Below are 18,818 nucleotides of genomic sequence, written 5' to 3'. Positions count from 1 at the left end.
CGCAAAAAGCCCGGGACTGCTGATATCCGCTAAAAATATGGATATGAGCTGTGCCGAGCCGATACATCAAATTTACTGTATGCTGACGATCATGTCAAATATATTTAGCGTTACTGCCAAGAACGCTCAGCAGCGAGTTGTTTTTCAAACGCATCAATTTGTGGGTTTAGCGTTTCGGTTACACCGATAAAATCTAAGCCACTTAATAAGCGCTCTTTTACTTCTTTACTAATATCAAAGTTAATTGGCGCAAATTTACTGCTTGTTAGTGTTTGATTTTCAAGATCGATTTCAATGTTAATATCGTCGTGCTGCTCGCTAAGTACAAACAATTGCTCAAGCGTATCGGCAGGTAACGCTATGGCTAACATTTGGTTGTTACCACAGTTATTAAAGAAAATATCTGCAAAGCTTTCAGCTAAAATCACTTCAAAACCATATTGCTTAAGTGCCCATGGTGCATGCTCACGAGATGAGCCACAGCCAAAGTTATCGCGCGTTAATAATATTTGCGCGCCTTGGTAACACGGGCGATTTAAAATAAAGTCAGGGTTTGGCTCGTCGTTATCTAGGTAACGCCAATCATAAAACAATGCCGCATCAAAGCCTTCGCGGCTAGTTGATGTTAAAAATTGCTTAGGAATAATTTGATCAGTATCTACATTGTTTTTATCAAGTGGGGCCATTAAGCCACTAAAAAATACGCTCATTAGGCTTCTCCTCTAATATCAACAAAGTGACCATGTATTGCAGCAGCTGCAGCCATTGCTGGACTAACTAAATGGGTACGCCCGCCGCGACCTTGGCGACCTTCAAAGTTACGGTTAGAAGTAGACGCACAGCGCTTACCTGCTTCTAGGCGGTCATCGTTCATTGCTAAACACATTGAGCAACCCGGTTCGCGCCATTCAAAGCCTGCGGCTTTAAAAATATCGGCTAAGCCTTCGTCTTCTGCTTGTTTTTTAACTAAGCCAGAGCCCGGTACAATTAACGCTTCAATGCCGGCTACCACCTGTTTGCCTTCAACAATTTTTGCCGCTGCGCGTAAATCTTCTATGCGGCTATTTGTACATGAGCCAATAAATACCGTGTCTACTTTTGCGCTTGATAATTTATCGCCCGCTTTTAAGTCCATGTATTTAAGGGCGCTGCGTATAGCATCGGCTTTAATTAAATCTGGTTCTTTATCTGGATCAGGTATGCACTCATCAACACCAATTACTTGCTCTGGGCTTGTGCCCCAGGTAATTTGCGGTTGAATGTCGTCAGCATTTAGCTCAACAACTAAATCAAAGTGTGCGCCTTCATCCGTTTTTAATGTTTCCCAGTATTCTACAGCTGCATCAAAATCTGCGCCTTTTGGTGCAAATGGGCGACCTTTTAAGTAATCATAAGTAATTTGGTCAGATGCAATTAAACCCGCTTTAGCACCCATTTCAATGCTCATATTACATAGCGTCATACGCGCTTCCATCGAAAGCGCTTCAATGCCTGCACCACAAAACTCTGCTACATAACCTGTGCCACCAGCAGTACCTAACTTGCCAATTACAGCCATAATTAAATCTTTAGCAGTAACCGTTGGACGCAATACACCATTAATTTGAATTTTTAACGATTTCGCCTTTTTTTGCTGTAGCGTTTGTGTTGCTAATACGTGCTCAACCTCAGACGTACCAATACCATGCGCCAATGCGCCAAACGCACCATGCGTAGAGGTATGGCTATCGCCACATACAATGGTTGTGCCTGGCAAAGTAATACCTTGCTCTGGGCCCATTACGTGCACAATGCCTTGGTTAATTGAGTTTAAATCGTAAAGTACAATACCAAACTCTTTACAGTTTTTATCAAGCGCCATTAATTGATTTTTAGATACTTCGCTTGCGGCATCAAGTGATCGGCTTTTAGTCGATACATTATGGTCCATCGTTGCAAAGGTTTTTTCTGGGCAACGTACAGTACGGTTTTTTTCACGCAAGCCTGCAAAAGCCTGAGGAGAAGTAACTTCATGCACTAAATGGCGGTCAATATAAAGTAAGTCGGTTTGCTCGTTTATGCTGGCAACGGTGTGTGCTTGCCAAATTTTTTCGTATAACGTTTGGGCCACTTGCTAATTCCCTAATCTGTTTGAGTTGCAGCATAACGGTGCTGCAACTTTAATATGTTATTAAATGCGTGAAACGATGGCTGCTGCCACATCGCTTGTGCTGTAACCTGCATTTGGATATATATCTGGTGTGCCAACGCCTGCTTCTACAGCTTCTGCCACTGCTTTTTCAATCGTGCGAGCAGCTTCGTCTTGCCCTAGCGAGTAACGTAGCATTAATGCGGCACTTAAAATTTGTGCTATTGGGTTTGCAACGCCTTTGCCTGCAATATCTGGCGCTGAACCACCTGCTGGCTCGTACAATCCAAAACCTGATTGATTCAAACTTGCCGAAGGTAATAAGCCCATTGAGCCTGTGATCATAGCGCACTCATCTGACAAAATATCGCCAAATAAGTTATCGCAAAGTAGTACGTCAAACTGGCTAGGCTGCTTAACTAACTGCATAGCGGCGTTATCTACGTAAATGTAATCTAGGCTTACTTCTGGGTAGTCTTTGCTTACTTCGGTTACTACTTCGCGCCATAATACGCTTGATGCTAATACATTGGCTTTATCAACAGATGTTACGTGGTTACTACGTAGTTTTGCCGCCTCAAAAGCAAAGCGTGCAATACGTTCAATTTCTTTTCGTGAGTATGTTTGCGTATCAAATGCAAACTCTTCTGCGCCTTCACCACTGCGGCCTTTTTCGCCAAAGTAAATGCCGCCAGTTAGTTCGCGCACACATAAAATATCAAAGCCTTTTTCGCTAATATCTGCGCGAAGTGGCGACGCTGCACTTAATGCAGGTAATAACTGTGCAGGGCGTAAATTACAAAACAAACCAAAGTGCTTACGAAGCGGCAATAACGATGCGCGCTCCGGTTGCTCATTTGGTGGTAAGTTTTCCCATTTAGGACCGCCTACCGAACCAAATAAAATAGCATCGGCGTTTTCACAAGCACTTAGTGTTTTTGGTGGTAATGCTTCACCAAATTCATCAATGGCTGCACCGCCAATTGCATGATGCTGACGGTTTAGGGTAAAACCAAACTTATCGCTCACAGCATCCAATACTTGCTCTGCTGCTGCCATTACTTCTGGACCAATACCGTCGCCAGCTAAAACGGCAACGCTGTAGTTTGTTTTACTCATCCTGCTTTCCTTTGTTGTTTTAAATCAGACACCTTTTGTGCACGATAAATTAAGTTATAAACACGGATCATGGCGCGTACCGACGCTTCAACCACATCCGCTGCAATGCCCGCACCGTGGTAAGGTCGGCCATCGTATTTAGCTATAATATTTACTTGGCCTAATGAGCTTGCGCCTTGGCCTGTCGCTTCTAAGTTATATTCAATCATTTCAACGCTCATACCAGTTAAGCGCTCAATAGCTGCAAACGAGGCTTCAACTGGGCCATTACCTGTCGCGGCTTCTTGTTTAGCTTCGCCATCAATGCGCATGCCAATGGTAGAGCTTGCTACCGATTGCGAGTTAGAGGCCGAGTTAACAAATTCTAATTGGTATTTTTCGTCTTTGTCGTTAATTTGATTAAAGTAAATCATTGCCTCAAGGTCGTAATCGTATACGGTGCCTTTTTGGTCAGCCAACTCAATAAAGCTTTTGTATAAGCCATCCATATCGTAATCAGATTTTTGATAGCCTAACTCTTCTAAGCGATGCTCAATAACATGACGGCCCGAACGTGAAGTCATATTTAATTGGTTGCTTGGCACACCCACGCTTTCTGGCGACATAATCTCATAAGTATTTTGCGCTTTTAATACACCGTCTTGGTGAATGCCTGAGCTATGTGCAAAGGCGTTTTCGCCAACAATCGCTTTATTTGGTTGTACTGGCATATTACAAATTTTAGCCACTTGGCGAGATGCGCGGTAAATTTCTTCACTTTTTATGTCGGTGTATACTTTTAAGTGGTCGTGGCGCATTTTCATGATCATCGCCACTTCTTCAAGCGAGCAGTTACCAGCACGCTCACCAATGCCATTAATAGTACACTCAATTTGGCGTGCGCCTGCTTGCACTGCAGCCACCGAGTTTGCTACTGCTAAACCTAAATCGTTGTGGCAATGCACACTTAAACGCGCTTTATCAATATTTGGCACGTTATTCATTAAATGGCGGATCATAGCGGCGTATTCGTCAGGCGTTACAAAACCAACGGTATCTGGCAAGTTAATAGTTGAAGCTCCGGCGTTAATTGCCTGCTCAACAATTTTACATAAATCCCAGTGCGGCGTACGACCAGCATCTTCACACGAAAACTCAACATCATCAGTATAGTTACGTGCCAATTTAATTGATTTAACAGCCATTGCCGTTGCATCGTCTAAGCTCATACGTAATTTATGTTCAAGGTGCAAAGGGCTAGTTGCAATAAAAGTATGAATACGGCTTTGTTGTGCTGTGCGAAGTGCTTCGCCACAGGCTTCAATATCTTTAGCAACTGAGCGCGCTAAACCACAAATAATCGGGCCTTTTACTTCGGTTGCAATACGTTGCACCGAGCGAAAATCAGCAGGGCTCGAAACCGGAAAACCCACTTCCATCACATCCACATTCAAGCGGCTAATTGTATGTGCTAATTGAATTTTATCATCTTCAGTAAGGCTTGCTTTAAGCGCCTGTTCGCCATCACGTAAGGTGGTATCAAAAATCCATACTTTATCTTGCTCTTGCATAACTGCCCCTCATTCCTATGTTACCCAAATTTCAATTAATCCCAGCCGCGAGATAAAAAAAACCCCGCAATTGCGGGGTTTTTAGTGTTTAACTCGATGCAAACACACTAATCCCCGCTTACTTGCCATAGCAGTAAGAGGTTAAGTTTTAGTGTAATTAAACGAATAATATGCATCTTGTTTTCTTGTGTGTGTGTTCAGTGAAGCCTATTTTTAACATTCATAGCCGCACCAAGCAAGCATAAATATTCCACACAATAGATTTAAAAACGATTCAATTGGGTTTTTTAATTTAACATAGGTCAACATGGAGAATTAAAATAACAAATACGCAACTAGTGGCGCTTAAATTAATAAGCACTGCAATATACCGTGCTTATATTAACTTTTTGCAATTTTTTTAAGCTATGCCTCTTTATTCGTTTCTCTTACGTAATGCGACGCGCCGCGAGTAATATAACGTAATTGCCAAATAACGCGCTCAATCAATTCGTCGCGTTGTAGCCCTTCTATGTCGAGCGCTTCTGCGCCGGCATTAAATACCAGAGTGACCATAGATTCAGCCTGAATATAGGCATGCATAGCATTACATTTAGTTTCGCTTTCTAAATAATGAGCCAGCTCTAAAATAAAATGTTTTACCTCGCGGGCTACAGCGGCTCTAAATGCTTTAGACGTACCAGAGCGTTCTCGTAGCAATAATCTAAATTGGTTACTTGAGTTATCAATAAACTCCATAAACGTAACCACTGAGGTGTTTATAACACTGCCGCCATCGTTTGCTATGCGCCTACGTGCTTGACGCATTAGTTGGCGAAGAGTTAAACCTGCTTCGTCTACCATGGTTAAGCCAAGCTCATCCATGTCTTTAAAATGACGATAAAAAGAAGTTGGGGCAATACCGGCTTCTCGTGCTACTTCGCGTAAACTTAAATTCGAAAAACTATGATCAGCACTCAGCTGATTAAATGCCGCTTCAATTAAAGCCTGTCGTGTTTTTTGTTTCTGTTGCGCTCTAACACCCGACATCAACAGCTCCTAGAATGAATTTATGTGAATTTTTAGTGAAAATGTGCCTAATTCCCTAGTCTAATACTTGACGCCAAGAGTTTGAAATACTATTTTAGCTTACAGTTGTACGCTGAGATTGAGAATTATGAATAAACCACCGATTATTTGGACAAACGTCCTATTTTTTAGCCTAACCTTTTTGGCGGCTGCCACACTTGTACCTTGGTACGCTATTAGCTACGGATTTACCAGCGCGCATTGGATTGCTTTTGTAGGCTGCATGTTTTATGCGGGCTTATCTATTACTGCCGGTTACCATCGATTATGGGCACATAAAACCTATAACGCACACCCTGCGGTTGAATTTATTTTTGCGCTTGGCGGTGCTTTTGCACTACAAAACAGTGCTTTGCACTGGAGTAGCGATCACCGTATACACCACGGCCAAGTTGACGACCCAATAAAAGACCCTTACGCAGCTACTAATGGCTTTTGGTACAGCCATATTGGCTGGATGTTACGTGACTACCAAGGCGATAGCTATAACGACTATAGTAATTGTCGTGATTTACAACGTAATAAAGTGGTTATGTGGCAACACAAGCACTACTTAAAACTTGCTATTGCTATGAACGTAGGTTTGCCACTCGCACTTGGCTTAATGGTAGGTGATGTATGGGGTATGTTAATTCTTGCAGGTTTACTACGCTTAGTACTAAGCCAACACTTTACCTTTTTTATTAATTCGGTTGCACATATTTGGGGTTCTCGCCCATACACCGAAAAAAATACGGCACGCGATAACGGCTTTTTAGCATTATTTACTTATGGCGAGGGTTACCATAACTTCCACCATATTTTTGCAAGCGACTACCGTAACGGTATTAAATGGTTTCATTACGATCCAACAAAATGGATGATTCGCTCTTTAGCAGCTGTTGGTTTAGCTAATAAATTAAAGCGTACGCCAGTTGAACGCATCGAAAAAGCGAAAGCCGAAACGCTAATGAGTAAAACGCAAACGCGTCTTGCAAAATTGCCTTTAGCGCAAGATAAGATTACATTATTACAACAAGAGTACGATTTACTGCTGAAAAAACTGCAAAATTATTGTTCACTACAAAAACAAGTGTTAGAAGTTAAAAAAAATAACATGGCAAAGCAGTGTGAACGCTCAGCATTAATGGCACAATACCATGAGTTGGAAGCCGCCTGGGAAAATCAAAAACAGGCATGGCTAGCACTTAATGCGAGGTTATTAAAAGCCTCTTTTAATTAATTTAGGAGTGGCTGTGGCCAAACAACCAGAACAAAAAAAAGTACCCGTGACATACCAATATGACGCAATAATTATTGGCACGGGTCCTGGCGGTGAAGGTACCGCCATGAACCTTTCAAAAAATGACAAAAAAGTAGCGGTTATTGAGCGCCAAGAAGCTGTTGGTGGCGGTTGTGTACATTGGGGAACAATTCCTTCAAAAGCGCTTCGCCACTCTGTTAGCCGTTATATTGAATACAAAGCAAATCCGTTATTTAATGTTGGTGAGCGCCCTAGCCGCTTAACATTTCCTGATATTTTGCGTCATGCCAGTTCTGTTATTTCTAAGCAATCTAATTTACGTAGCAGCTTTTACGATCGCAACCGCATTCATATGTTTCAAGGTGATGCGAGCTTTGTAGATAAGCACACAATTGAAATAAAAAGAAATGATGGTTCAACCGAGCGACTAACTGCTAAAACAATAGTAATAGCAACAGGATCACGCCCTTACCGCCCGCCTGAAGTCGATTTTACGCATTCTCGTATTTACGAAAGCGACACGATACTAGGCCTTGAACACGATCCTCATCGCGTACTTATTTATGGCGCAGGTGTTATTGGTTGTGAGTACGCTTCTATATTTAAAGGCTTAGGCGCTAAAGTTGATTTAGTTAATACGCGCGATCGTTTGCTTGCTTTTATGGATGCTGAAATATCTGACGCGCTTAGCTATCACTTTTGGAACAGCGGTATTGTTATTCGTCATAATGAAGAGTTTGACCGAATAGAGACCCGTGACGACTGCGTTATTATGCATTTAAAATCAGGCAAACGCGTAAAAGCTGACTGTATTTTATTTGCTAATGGCCGTACTGGTAACACTGATACGCTAAACCTTGAAGCCATTGGTTTAAAAGCCGATAGCCGTGGTCAGCTAAAAGTGAACGAAACATACCAAACAGAAATTGATAACGTTTATGCTGTTGGTGATGTAATTGGCTATCCAAGCCTTGCTAGTGCAGCATTTGACCAAGGTCGTATAGCTGCTGATGCCATTGCATGCGGTAACTGTGATGACCGCCTGATTATCGATATTCCGGCCGGTATTTATACCATTCCAGAAATGAGTTCAGTCGGTAAAACCGAGCAAGAACTTACAGCCGCTAAAGTACCTTATGAAGTTGGCCGTGCTCAGTTTAAGCATTTGGCACGTGCGCAAATTGCAGGCACTGAAGTAGGTAGTTTAAAAATATTATTCCACACTGAAACCAAAGAAGTACTTGGTGTACATTGCTTTGGTGAGCGTGCGTCTGAAATTGTTCACATTGGCCAAGCCATTATGGAACAAAAAAATGGCGGCAATAACATCGACTACTTTGTAAATACCACATTTAACTACCCAACCATGGCTGAAGCCTACCGTGTTGCGGCATTAAATGGTTTAAATCGTTTATTTAAGTAACTGCTTAAATAAGGTTTTTAAACGCCTTTATAAATAGATAACAAAAAACCCGCACTAAGCGGGTTTTTTATTTTTAAACAGCATTAATGCTGTTTAAGTGGCTATTACTTATGGTACTTAGCACTTAGCTCATGTACGGCATTAATGAATACACCGGCATTTTCAGGATCTACATCTGGTGTAATACCGTGACCTAAGTTGAACACGTGGCCATTGCCTGTACCGAAGTCTTCTAAAATAGTGCCTACTTCTTGGCGAATACGCTCTGGTGTACCGTGTAACATAGACGGGTCCATATTACCTTGTAGCGCTACTTTATCACCAACACGGCGCTTAGCGTCGCTAATATTAATAGTCCAATCAAGACCAATTGCATCACAACCTGTTGCTGCAATTGCTTCAATCCATTGACCACCATTTTTAGTGAACAAAGTAACCGGTACTTTACGACCATCGTATTCACGAATTAAGCCATCTACAATTTTATGCATATACTGCAGTGAAAATTCGTTGTAATCACGTGGGCTTAATACACCACCCCATGAGTCAAATACCATTAGCGATTGCGCGCCAGCTTTAATTTGAGCATTTAAGTAATCAATAACTGAATCAGCTAACTTATCGAGTAATAAATGAAGTGTTTGCGGCTCTGCAAACGCCATTTTTTTGATTTTACCAAATACTTTACTGCTACCGCCTTCAACCATATACGTTGCTAGCGTCCAAGGTGAACCAGAAAAACCAATAAGTGGTACTTCGCCCTTAAGTTCACGACGAATAGTGCTTACTGCGTTCATTACGTAGCCAAGCTCGTCTGTAGGGTCTAACTTTGGAATTTTTTTAACATCAGCAAGTGATGAAATAGGACGTTCAAACTTAGGGCCTTCGCCAGTTTCAAAGTACAAGCCTAAGCCCATCGCATCTGGAATGGTTAAAATATCACTAAATAATATAGCGGCATCTAACGGGTAACGACGAAGTGGTTGTAGTGTTACTTCACATGCAAGTTCTGCATTACGGCACAGGCTCATAAAATCGCCCGCTTGTGCACGTGTAGCGCGATACTCTGGTAAATAGCGTCCTGCTTGGCGCATCATCCATACCGGAGTTACATCAACAGGTTGTTTTGCAAGTGCACGTAAATAACGGTCGTTTTTTAATTCGCTCATGGCGTAAATGATCCTAAGACTTGTATAAATTGTGCAAGATTGTACCACCATATTCATCCACCCTCTATTGCTTAGGGACGAAAACAGCTTTACCTAGAGGTAGATCAATAGAATGGAGTGTTTCAATCCATTTTGACTATAAAATAAGCAAAAAAGAATAACATTTAAAACTTTCCATTAATATGTTTGCAACATAAAGAAAACCTTGGTATTGTTTGTCCCGCGTTAACAAAAACAACAATAAAAATCTTAAAACAATAAAAATAAAAGTTTTAAAATAATAACAATAAAAATCATCTCATAAAAATAAGAAAGCTTGTTATAACAAGTCACTGAAAGAAATTAGACCACCGTAACTGGTGGTTTTTTCTTGCCTAAAATAAAATCCCTACCTCGGTTTATATAAAAAGGTACCCCTCTCAAAGTAGCTCAATTTTACTTGTTGATATACGCGCAAATTAAATATATCTTGATGTACATAAACTTATTATATTCTAATTGAAAGACCAACCCAGCTAGGAGAACAATTATGCTGACGCGTGTAGAAAAAGCTCAACAGAAATGGGGTGGTAGCCACACGGTAATTGATAAATGGCTAAACGAACGCCAAGACCTTATTGTACTTTATTGTAAAATTGCAGGCTTTACGCCATACGAAAAACAAGATCAGGCATTGCCAGAGCCAAAGCTAATTGAATCTTTTTGTCAGCTTTTAATGGACTACCTATCTGCAGGCCACTTTGAAGTATATGACGATATAGCAAAAGCATGTGAAAAAAAGGGCGTGCAAAGCCAAGAGTTAGCCAACTCTATTTACCCGCGCATTTCTAGTACAACCGATGTGGCGCTTGATTTTAACGATAAGTACGCTGAAGTAGACAAAGAAGACTTATTGAAAGACTTTGATAATGACTTATCTGTTATTGGTGAGGCATTAGAAGCACGTTTTGCACTTGAAGATGAGCTTATTGATAACTTGTTTTCTAATCACGCAAGCTAAGACGTTGTTTACACGTATTAAAAAAGGGACCTAAGGTCCCTTTTTGCATTTACACAATAAACTTATTATTGTGCTGGTGCTTCTTCGTTTTGAATTTCAAGTAATTCAACTTCAAATACAAGTGTTGAATTAGCTGGAATTTTACCTAAGTCGCGATCGCCGTAAGCAAGTTCTGAAGGAATAGTGAACTTGTACTTAGAACCCACTGACATAAGTTGTAAACCTTCAGTCCAACCCGCAATTACGCGATTAAGAGGGAAAGTTGTCGGTTCGTTACGTGCATATGAGCTATCAAACTCAGTACCGTCTAATAGAGTACCTTTGTAGTGTACTTTAACTACATCAGTTGCTACTGGCTTTTCGCCATCGCCTTCGCTAAGTACTTCGTACTGTAGACCAGATTCAGTTACTGTAACGCCTTCTTTTTTAGCGTTGTCAGCTAGGTATTTAACACCGGCTTCTTTGCTTTTTTCAGATTCTACTTTTGCTTTTTCTTCTTGCTTAGTACGCACTGATGTATCTAGTTCAGTTAATACTTCGCGAATTTTTTCTTCGTCAAGTTTTGCATTACCAGCAAGTGCATCTTCAAAACCACGGATTAGAAGTGCTTGGTCTAGTTCAATACCAATTTCTGTTTTGTCTGCTAGGTCTTTATTTAAAAAGTTACCTACAGATGCACCAATACCGTATGCTTGTTGCTGTTCTACAGTGTCTAATTTAACTTCAGCTTGTTCTTTTTTTGCTTCTTGATTACAAGCTGTAAGCGCTAAAACTGACGCTGCAATCAATGACAATCTAATCGTCTTTTTCATTTTAAATCTCCGACACACTTTGCAGTTGTCATTTTAATGTATTATTACTAGTTAAAGATTAACGGCCCACATGATAGGCTGCTTGTTTAATGACTAAATTCCACATTGTTAGCTAAACTAAAAACATATCCAGTGATTAGACAAACAACCTAGGCATTTAACGCGTCCTAGTCTAACCTCTCAGTCACTAAGAGTTAAGGGGAAATACCTGTAATATGTCGATATTTCGTACTTTTTTAATCGTATTTAGCTGTTTTTTAGCCATCGCCTGTACCGATAAAAAACAACACGCTGTAGCAAGTTACGAACATGCTGCACAAGGTGCGTTTTCATCAGCGCTGTCAAACGATGGTAAATACAGTTTAATCTCCTCTATCAACCATGGGGTCGCCCTGTGGGATAATCAACAGCAGGTACTAAAATACCAATGGTTTCAGCAGCAAGATCAAGACAGTTTGGTATACGCCGTTGCTATTGCTTTTGATAACAGCGTGGCTGTTACCGCCGAAAAAACCACCTTTGCTGTGTGGGATATAACCACAGGTAAAAATAAAGGTTATTACAAAATACAAAAAGCCAGTATTCGCGATATTGCCATTAGTAATCAAGGTCGTAGTGTTTTATACGGCCGTAGTGATGGCGTTGTCGTATTTGTAAACCTAGAAACTGGACGTCGTATTGAGTTCTTAGGTCATCAGGATAAAGTTAACACTGTTGACCTGTCTCCTAACGGACGCTACGCCTTAAGTGGCTCTAACGATTATGTTGCTTACTTTTGGGATACACGTACAGGGCAAGTAATTCATCGATTTAATCACCCAACGCGTGTTACCCAAGTAACGCTCGATCCACAAGGTCGCTATGCATTTACGGCCGATAGTATGGCACAAGCAAATGTATGGAAGCTGACTACAGGTGATCTTGTGAGTAAACTGAAGTATATTGCGCGTCAGAAAATTTTTACTGCCGTGCGTTTTAACGAACAAGGCACTTTGCTTGCAACCGGCTCGCCAAATAAGCGCGTTGATTTATGGCAAATACTAAGCGGCGAAAAAATTCAAACTTGGCAGGTTACCCCGCGCGAAGGCAGTAAGCCTAAATCGGCGGTGGTGCTAGATGTGACATTTACAGATAACGATAAGTCGTTGTTAACCGAAAGCTCCAGCGGTATCGCAGAGCGATTTATTATACGAGAGAATAATGAACACAATTGAACATCGCTTAATGGAACTTGAAGCCAAAGTGGCTTTTCAAGACGAAACGATTGAAGTTTTAAATGATGAAATAAAAGTGCATCAGCAACTTTTAGCAAAAATGAAACGCCAAACAGAGCTGCTAGCAGAAAAAATTAAAGAGTCGCAGTCATCATCGTCTATGATGTCTGAAGTACCTGAGCCGCCTCCACCGCATTACTAAAGCCGGTAAAAATCAGGCAATAAAAAACCGGGTTAGTCGCCCGGTTTAAATACACCAATTACTTGTTCAAATTGGCGAGTAGACGCCTGAACAGCGTTATCGGGTTGCGCCATTTTATGACCGCACTCAACACACTCTACTTTTTCAACATCATGTTCTCTGTATAGCATCATAGTATCCATGGCTTTACACTCAGGGCACGATGCACCAGCAATAAATCTCTTCTTTTGTCTCACAACATTTTTCCTGTGGTTTGAACTGTCGCTATTTTATCGTATAACTTCACTTGTTGATACGCTTGATAAGAGCATTAAGTTCTATGTTATGATAGCGCCAACTTAACAAGGGCATAGTAAAGTAACGCATTCATGATCCAAATATCAGAAATAGAACTACTTCGTGGCGGAAAAGCCTTATTAAAAAACGCATCAGCTACGTTATTCCCAGAGCACAAAGTAGGCCTTGTTGGCGCTAATGGCTGTGGTAAATCTACGTTATTTGGTTTACTAAAATCTGAATTACAACTGGATGCCGGTAATTGCAGTATCCCAAAAGATTGGTCTATTGCCTCAGTAAAACAAGAAACCCCTGCCCTTGAAATAAGCGCCATTGATTATGTACTTCAAGGCCACCCAGAATACTATGCAATGCGTATAGCACTGCGTGAGGCCGAGAAAAACAACGATGGCGACACACAAGCCAAAGTACATATTCAGCTTGAGAACATTAAAGGCTACAGCATTGAATCAACCGCTGGTGAGCTATTACACGGCTTAGGCTTTGCTAATAACCTAATAGAAAACCCTGTAAGCTCGTTTTCGGGTGGTTGGCGTATGCGTTTAAACCTTGCCCAAGCATTAATACGCGACGCCGATTTACTTCTGCTCGATGAGCCAACGAATCACCTTGATTTAGATGCTGTTTATTGGCTTGAGCGCTTTTTACGTGCTTACACCGGCACACTTGTACTTATATCGCATGACCGTGAATTTTTAGATGCCGTGGTTGATCAAATTTGGCATGTAGATAAACAACTTATCAACGTGTACAAAGGTAACTACTCGCAGTTTGAACGCCAAAAAGCTGAGCGCTTACTACAGCAACAAGCAATGTTTGATAAGCAACAAGATCAAATTGCGCACCTTGAGCAGTTTATAACGCGCTTTAAAGCAAAAGCCAGTAAAGCTAAACAAGCACAAAGCCGTGTAAAAGCGCTTGAACGCATGGAAAAATTAGCACCAGCACATGCCGACTCGCCATTTAACTTTGAGTTTGCAGAGCCAAAAGCATTACCAAACCCACTAATGACAATAGATAAAGCCAAAGCGGGTTATGGTGACGTCACCATTTTAAATAATATAGAACTAAACCTAGTACCAGGCAGCCGAATTGCTTTACTTGGAAGAAATGGTGCGGGTAAATCAACGTTAATTAAACTGCTTTCTGGCGACTTAGAGCCACAAGCGGGCGAAGTTGTGCAGCACCATGGTTTAAATATTGGTTATTTTGCGCAGCATCAGCTTGAATCTCTTGATTTAAAAGCCAGTGCAATAACGCATATACAACGACTCGATCCTAAAGCTACTGAGCAATCACTACGTGACTTTTTAGGTGGTTTTGCCTTTATTGGCGATAAAGCCCTTGAGCCTGTAGCCCCGTTTTCGGGCGGCGAAAAAGCACGTTTAGTGCTTGCCATGTTGGTATATCAAAAACCAAACTTATTACTACTCGATGAGCCAACTAACCACCTTGATTTAGAAATGCGCCACGCGCTTGTTATGGCACTACAAGGTTTTGAAGGCGCTATGGTTACCGTATCGCACGATCGCCATATGCTTAAAAATACCGCCGATGAGTTTTACTTAGTCGATGATGGCAAAGTAACGCAATTTGGTTACGACCTAGATGCGTATTATCAATGGCTACTTAACGCCAATAAAGAAGCTGTTAAAGCGCAGCAAAGCGACGAGCCTAAAGCTAATCCTGGTGTTAACCGTAAAGAGCAAAAGCGCTTAGAGGCTGAGTTTAGAAAAGCCACTCAGCCACTTAAAAAGCAAATTGAAAAGCTTGAAAAGCAACTCGATAAATTTACTGCAGAGCTTAGCGAAGTGGAAGTAGCCCTTGGCGACAACGAACTCTACAACGACGACAACAAAGCCAAACTCAAAGAGTTATTGGCCAAGCAAGCAACGCTTACGCCTAAACTTAACGACGTTGAAGAAGAGCTACTGATGGCACTTGAAGAAATGGAAGAAAAAGAACAGGCATTCGCCGATGAACTTGCTCAATAGCGACCATTTTTGGCAATTTGCGTGCACCTTGTACGCAAAGCCTGGGCAACAAACAACCTTGCTGGCACTACAAAACCAGCAAGGTAAAAATGTAAATTTGTGCTTGTTACTACTTTATTTAGATTCATTAAATTTAAGCGTTAACGCCGAGCAATTAAGTACGTTAATAAACGTAATTAATGAGTTTGATAACCAAGCTTTGCAACCGCTACGTGCTGCACGTAGCTATTTAAAAACGAACCAAAATACAATAAATGATTACGCCACGATACGCGCAGAGTTACTAAGCGCTGAGCTAAAGCTTGAAAAACAACAGCAACATATATTGATTGAAGCAGTAAATGAGTTTGAATTAGTCGAGCATGCAGAGCCAAACAATATTGAGCTATATGTGAAAGCCACTTAGGCTGCTCGTTTTTATACCCCCCTTTCACTGCTCATTCTCTTTTCTTTGTGCAAAAATCATCCTTGCTCTCAGTAGTAATAACTTATTAGCCCTTAAAATATGATCTAAATCAACTTAGCTTCGCTCCTACATCTGCTTATGTAAATAACTTGATCTCGATCACGTTGGGCCTTCTAAACACCGCTTATGATTAACCCATCAACAACGAGGGGAGCAAATCATGAGCGTATTCTTTAGAGATTTTTTTACAGATCCAGTTTTATTTATGTCTTTTGGATTTTTAACTATCGTTGTTTCTTTGTGTATCTTTTTTGCTTTTTTCTTTCTGAAAAAAATACATGATGCAGAAATTCCTGACCAAAATTAAGCACGACGCACTAAAGCGCCTTATTAGTTTACTAGTTAGGCGCTTTTTATTTTCTGAAGCGAAAAATTTGGTACACTAGCTTTTCGTTTAATACAAAGTGCGTAGTACAAACATGATCTCTCAGTTCAAACCAGCATGGTGGATGACCAATCGTCACGTTCAGACCATAATGCCGCGTTTTTTCCGCCCATTTCACCACACTCGCTACGAACTTGAGCAACTTGATACGCCCGATGGTGACTTTATTGAGCTCGCATGGTCACTTCCACATAACGAAACAGCTCCACTTGCCGTTGTTTTGCATGGACTTGAAGGCAATATAAATAGCTTTTATGCCAAAGGCATGATGAAAGCTTTAAAAAAACAAGGTTACGCAGTGGTGCTTATGCACTTTAGAAACTGCTCAACTGAAGTAAACCGCCTTCCACGTGCTTATCACAGTGGTGATACTGCCGATTTAGCTTTTTTTATTAATCATCTTAAGCAGCAATACCCAGATAGAGCGATGGTTGCCGTAGGCTTTTCGCTTGGTGGTAATGTGCTTGCTAAGTACTTAGGCGAAGAGAATACAAACTGCCCCCTTAATGCAGCTGCAGTGGTATCGGCGCCTTATGATTTGTCGTCATCAAGTGATGTTATTCGTAAAAGCTTAGGTAAAATTTACCAAAAATATTTGCTCGATCGAATGAAAAAGTCGATGCAACGTAAGTTGCCGCAAATTAAGCAGCAAATTCCTATAACTACCGATCAATTAATGAATATTGATGATTTATTAGAGTTTGATAACCAACTTACAGCGCCGTTACATGGCTTTGAAAATGCCCACGATTACTATCGTAAAGCCAGTGCTATGCCGTATTTAAAAGATATCGCTGTACCCACACTTATTATTCATGCCAAAGACGACCCTATGCTCTCAATTAAGGCCGTACCGAGTAGGCAAGATGTTAGTGAGCATGTTACGCTGCGCATCTCTGACAAGGGCGGACACGTTGGTTTTATTAGCGGTAAAAATCCGTTTAAACCTATATTTTGGTTAGAGAAAGCCGTACCCAGCTACTTTGGGGAACATGTACTAAATAAAGTGAGTAACGAGCAGTAATGATTATCCCTTTTGAACAACTCGATAAAGACACTCTTTACAATCTAATAGAAAGCTATGTACTGCGTGAAGGCACTGATTATGGTGAAGTAGAAGCAAGCATTGAATCTAAAGTTAACCAAGTTAAGGCGCAGCTTAAAAATGGCGAAGCAATGGTGTTTTTCTCAGAATTACATGAGTCAGTTACTATTATTTCTAAGGGCGAATTTAAAGCGCTGCAAAGTGAAGAGCATCAAGCAGAGTCGTTTGATTAGCACTTGTAACTTTTGAATTGAACGTACACAATGGCTTTTTACCCAAAGAGCCAAAACATGATAAAACTCAGCACTCTAGTGGTAGCCGTATCACTAGCATTAACTAGTCAAGTCCATGCAGAACAAACAATAACAGCATCCGACAAAGCAATTAAACTCGCTAAAGACACCATTTTAATTGATACCCACATTGATGTACCTTATCGAATTCACGAAAATTGGGTTGATGTAACCAAAGCAACAACTGATGGCGATTTTGACTACCCTCGCGCTGTAAAAGGCGGTTTAAACGCACCGTTTATGTCGATTTATATTCCTGCGCATTTGGAATTTGAAGGTAAAGGAAAAAGCTATCAGCTAGCCAATCAAATGATTGATAGTATGGAAGCTATAGCCCAGCGCGCGCCCGATAAGTTTGCTATTGCCAGCTCAAGCACTGATATAGAAGAGCAGTTTAAGCAAGGTAAGCTGTCTATTGCGATGGGTATGGAAAATGGCTCTCCAATTGAAGGGGATATGAAAAACCTTCAGCACTTTTACGACCGTGGTATTCGCTACATCACGCTAGCGCACTCGCAGAGCAACCATATTTCAGATTCGTCTTATGATATTCGCCGTAAATGGAAAGGTTTAAGCCCATTTGGTAAAAAGCTAATTACAGAAATGAATAATATTGGTATGTTAATTGACGTATCACATATTTCTGATGATGCGTTTTATCAAGTAATGGAGCTATCTAAAACCCCCGTAATTGCCTCGCATTCATCACTTCGTAAATACACGCCAGGCTTTGAGCGTAATATGAATGACGACATGCTATTGGCACTTAAAGAAAATGGCGGCGTTATTCAAATCAACTTTGGCTCAAGCTTTGTTACCGCTAAAGCAGGTAGTTGGGGCAAGCAATTAAAAAGCACAAAAGAGTCGGTTAAAAAAGACGGGACTAAATTAAGCAAAGATTTTGATGCTGCATACCGTGCTAAAAACCCTTACCCATTTGCAAGCCTTGAGCAAGTACTTGATCATATTGATCACGTAGTTGAGCTAATTGGTATTGATTATGTAGGTATTGGCTCTGATTATGATGGAGTTGGCGATTCATTGCCTATCGGTTTAAAAGATGTATCTAGCTACCCTAACCTTGTTCAAGGCTTAATGGATAGAGATTACAGCGATGCTGATATTAAAAAAATTCTTAGCGGTAATTTATTAAGAGTTTTAAAGCAAGCTGAAGAATATGCGAAGAAAAATTAAAGCTTTTTAGCATATATTAGTTATTGGCTAAAATACCAAAAGCTAATTCAATATAAGCGCGGCCTAGCCGTGCTTTTTTATATTTAATACCAATTCGCTTAATTAAGTGATCTATTTTGAGGATGGAAAAACGTGTTGATAACTAGGCAAAAAATTTGCTATTTAGTTGTTCTCGGCAATTGCTCCTGCATTGCTCTACCTTCTGCATCCATGCAG

19 protein-coding genes are annotated in these 18,818 nt (G+C 40.8%); 11 read left to right on the top strand and 8 right to left on the bottom strand.

The genetic code is table 11. The annotated features are described in order from the left end of the window. Positions 1-110: 110 nt before the first annotated feature. The 5 genes from leuD to fabR all read right to left on the bottom strand — a co-directional run bounded on the left by leuD (position 111) and on the right by fabR (position 5,826). The gene (gene leuD, locus PX700_RS09530) at positions 111-710 is read right to left on the bottom strand and encodes a 3-isopropylmalate dehydratase small subunit (RefSeq protein ID WP_024600011.1); all 600 of its coding nucleotides are present in this window, start codon (positions 708-710) and stop codon (positions 111-113) included. Then, positions 710-2,110, bottom strand: a complete 1,401-nt coding sequence (leuC, locus tag PX700_RS09525; protein ID WP_170072909.1) for a 3-isopropylmalate dehydratase large subunit — start codon at positions 2,108-2,110, stop codon at positions 710-712. The genes leuD and leuC overlap by 1 nt, the downstream gene beginning before the upstream one ends. Before the next feature lie 60 nt (positions 2,111-2,170). Next, complete coding sequence (leuB, locus tag PX700_RS09520) at positions 2,171-3,247, bottom strand: 3-isopropylmalate dehydrogenase (protein WP_479520583.1); 1,077 nt, start codon at positions 3,245-3,247, stop codon at positions 2,171-2,173. Beyond that, a complete protein-coding gene (gene leuA, locus PX700_RS09515) occupies positions 3,244-4,797 on the bottom strand; it encodes a 2-isopropylmalate synthase (RefSeq protein ID WP_008171909.1) in 1,554 nt (517 codons plus the stop codon). Before leuA ends, leuB begins: the two co-directional genes overlap by 4 nt. A 405-nt stretch (positions 4,798-5,202) precedes the next feature. Then, positions 5,203-5,826: an HTH-type transcriptional repressor FabR gene (fabR, locus tag PX700_RS09510; RefSeq protein WP_479520582.1), complete on the bottom strand. Its 624-nt coding sequence runs from the start codon at positions 5,824-5,826 to the stop codon at positions 5,203-5,205. Positions 5,827-5,953: 127 nt separating this feature from the next. Here fabR and PX700_RS09505 point away from each other — a divergent pair, with 127 nt between their 5' ends. Both PX700_RS09505 and sthA read left to right on the top strand, forming a co-directional pair. Further along, complete coding sequence (locus PX700_RS09505; RefSeq protein ID WP_197159967.1) at positions 5,954-7,087, top strand: acyl-CoA desaturase; 1,134 nt, start codon at positions 5,954-5,956, stop codon at positions 7,085-7,087. Between the two features lie 13 nt (positions 7,088-7,100). Further along, positions 7,101-8,531 (top strand): Si-specific NAD(P)(+) transhydrogenase, encoded by a 1,431-nt coding sequence (gene sthA, locus PX700_RS09500; RefSeq protein ID WP_346774264.1) that lies wholly within the window; start codon positions 7,101-7,103, stop codon positions 8,529-8,531. Between the two features lie 104 nt (positions 8,532-8,635). Here sthA and hemE read toward each other — a convergent pair whose 3' ends face one another. Then, a complete protein-coding gene (gene hemE, locus PX700_RS09495; RefSeq protein WP_002961084.1) occupies positions 8,636-9,700 on the bottom strand; it encodes a uroporphyrinogen decarboxylase in 1,065 nt (354 codons plus the stop codon). A 529-nt stretch (positions 9,701-10,229) separates the two neighbouring features. Between hemE and rsd the strand changes: the two genes are divergently transcribed. Further along, positions 10,230-10,700, top strand: a complete 471-nt coding sequence (gene rsd, locus PX700_RS09490; protein WP_415637904.1) for a sigma D regulator — start codon at positions 10,230-10,232, stop codon at positions 10,698-10,700. Positions 10,701-10,765: 65 nt separating this feature from the next. Here the strand turns inward: rsd and fkpA are convergent, their stop codons facing one another. Then, entirely contained in the window at positions 10,766-11,512 is a 747-nt protein-coding gene (gene fkpA / locus PX700_RS09485) for an FKBP-type peptidyl-prolyl cis-trans isomerase (protein WP_024595253.1), read from the bottom strand. A 215-nt stretch (positions 11,513-11,727) separates the two neighbouring features. Between fkpA and PX700_RS09480 the strand changes: the two genes are divergently transcribed. Beyond that, on the top strand, positions 11,728-12,726 hold the full coding sequence (locus PX700_RS09480) for a WD40 repeat domain-containing protein (RefSeq protein ID WP_479520581.1): 999 nt from the start codon (positions 11,728-11,730) through the stop codon (positions 12,724-12,726). After that, positions 12,713-12,928 (top strand): SlyX family protein, encoded by a 216-nt coding sequence (locus PX700_RS09475; RefSeq protein ID WP_004335946.1) that lies wholly within the window; start codon positions 12,713-12,715, stop codon positions 12,926-12,928. Before PX700_RS09480 ends, PX700_RS09475 begins: the two co-directional genes overlap by 14 nt. Positions 12,929-12,960: 32 nt before the next feature. Here PX700_RS09475 and PX700_RS09470 read toward each other — a convergent pair whose 3' ends face one another. Continuing rightward, positions 12,961-13,164, bottom strand: a complete 204-nt coding sequence (locus tag PX700_RS09470; protein ID WP_004589620.1) for a YheV family putative zinc ribbon protein — start codon at positions 13,162-13,164, stop codon at positions 12,961-12,963. Between the two features lie 132 nt (positions 13,165-13,296). On the opposite strand from PX700_RS09470, the gene PX700_RS09465 reads away from it, so the two are divergent. From PX700_RS09465 to PX700_RS09440, 6 genes are all read left to right on the top strand, one after another. Then, complete coding sequence (locus PX700_RS09465; RefSeq protein WP_415637902.1) at positions 13,297-15,219, top strand: ATP-binding cassette domain-containing protein; 1,923 nt, start codon at positions 13,297-13,299, stop codon at positions 15,217-15,219. Continuing rightward, positions 15,203-15,625 carry a TIGR02444 family protein gene (locus PX700_RS09460; RefSeq protein ID WP_479520580.1) on the top strand — a complete coding sequence of 141 codons (423 nt, stop codon included), beginning with the start codon at positions 15,203-15,205 and terminating at the stop codon, positions 15,623-15,625. The genes PX700_RS09465 and PX700_RS09460 overlap by 17 nt, the downstream gene beginning before the upstream one ends. Positions 15,626-15,845: 220 nt before the next feature. Continuing rightward, positions 15,846-15,992: a hypothetical protein gene (locus PX700_RS09455; RefSeq protein WP_479520579.1), complete on the top strand. Its 147-nt coding sequence runs from the start codon at positions 15,846-15,848 to the stop codon at positions 15,990-15,992. Between the two features lie 112 nt (positions 15,993-16,104). Further along, complete coding sequence (locus tag PX700_RS09450) at positions 16,105-17,094, top strand: hydrolase (RefSeq protein WP_479520578.1); 990 nt, start codon at positions 16,105-16,107, stop codon at positions 17,092-17,094. After that, positions 17,094-17,348 carry a YheU family protein gene (locus PX700_RS09445; RefSeq protein WP_166421876.1) on the top strand — a complete coding sequence of 85 codons (255 nt, stop codon included), beginning with the start codon at positions 17,094-17,096 and terminating at the stop codon, positions 17,346-17,348. The genes PX700_RS09450 and PX700_RS09445 overlap by 1 nt, the downstream gene beginning before the upstream one ends. A 57-nt stretch (positions 17,349-17,405) precedes the next feature. Then, complete coding sequence (locus PX700_RS09440) at positions 17,406-18,602, top strand: dipeptidase (RefSeq protein ID WP_415637897.1); 1,197 nt, start codon at positions 17,406-17,408, stop codon at positions 18,600-18,602. Positions 18,603-18,818: the final 216 nt, after the last annotated feature.

The sequence above is a fragment of the Pseudoalteromonas sp. TP27 genome (assembly GCF_056470645.1).
This window is presented reverse-complemented; position numbering and strand designations above follow the sequence as displayed.

Excerpts from the sequence above, each read along its gene's own strand:
- leuD (WP_024600011.1), bottom strand. The coding sequence starts at position 710 with ATGAGCGTATTTTTTAGTGGCTTAATGGCCCCACTTGATAAAAACAAT.
- leuB (WP_479520583.1), bottom strand. The coding sequence starts at position 3,247 with ATGAGTAAAACAAACTACAGCGTTGCCGTTTTAGCTGGCGACGGTATT.
- leuA (WP_008171909.1), bottom strand. The coding sequence starts at position 4,797 with ATGCAAGAGCAAGATAAAGTATGGATTTTTGATACCACCTTACGTGAT.
- fabR (WP_479520582.1), bottom strand. The coding sequence starts at position 5,826 with ATGTCGGGTGTTAGAGCGCAACAGAAACAAAAAACACGACAGGCTTTA.
- PX700_RS09505 (WP_197159967.1), top strand. The coding sequence starts at position 5,954 with ATGAATAAACCACCGATTATTTGGACAAACGTCCTATTTTTTAGCCTA.
- hemE (WP_002961084.1), bottom strand. The coding sequence starts at position 9,700 with ATGAGCGAATTAAAAAACGACCGTTATTTACGTGCACTTGCAAAACAA.
- rsd (WP_415637904.1), top strand. The coding sequence starts at position 10,230 with ATGCTGACGCGTGTAGAAAAAGCTCAACAGAAATGGGGTGGTAGCCAC.
- fkpA (WP_024595253.1), bottom strand. The coding sequence starts at position 11,512 with ATGAAAAAGACGATTAGATTGTCATTGATTGCAGCGTCAGTTTTAGCG.
- PX700_RS09480 (WP_479520581.1), top strand. The coding sequence starts at position 11,728 with ATGTCGATATTTCGTACTTTTTTAATCGTATTTAGCTGTTTTTTAGCC.
- PX700_RS09475 (WP_004335946.1), top strand. The coding sequence starts at position 12,713 with ATGAACACAATTGAACATCGCTTAATGGAACTTGAAGCCAAAGTGGCT.
- PX700_RS09465 (WP_415637902.1), top strand. The coding sequence starts at position 13,297 with ATGATCCAAATATCAGAAATAGAACTACTTCGTGGCGGAAAAGCCTTA.
- PX700_RS09460 (WP_479520580.1), top strand. The coding sequence starts at position 15,203 with ATGAACTTGCTCAATAGCGACCATTTTTGGCAATTTGCGTGCACCTTG.
- PX700_RS09455 (WP_479520579.1), top strand. The coding sequence starts at position 15,846 with ATGAGCGTATTCTTTAGAGATTTTTTTACAGATCCAGTTTTATTTATG.
- PX700_RS09450 (WP_479520578.1), top strand. The coding sequence starts at position 16,105 with ATGATCTCTCAGTTCAAACCAGCATGGTGGATGACCAATCGTCACGTT.
- PX700_RS09445 (WP_166421876.1), top strand. The coding sequence starts at position 17,094 with ATGATTATCCCTTTTGAACAACTCGATAAAGACACTCTTTACAATCTA.
- PX700_RS09440 (WP_415637897.1), top strand. The coding sequence starts at position 17,406 with ATGATAAAACTCAGCACTCTAGTGGTAGCCGTATCACTAGCATTAACT.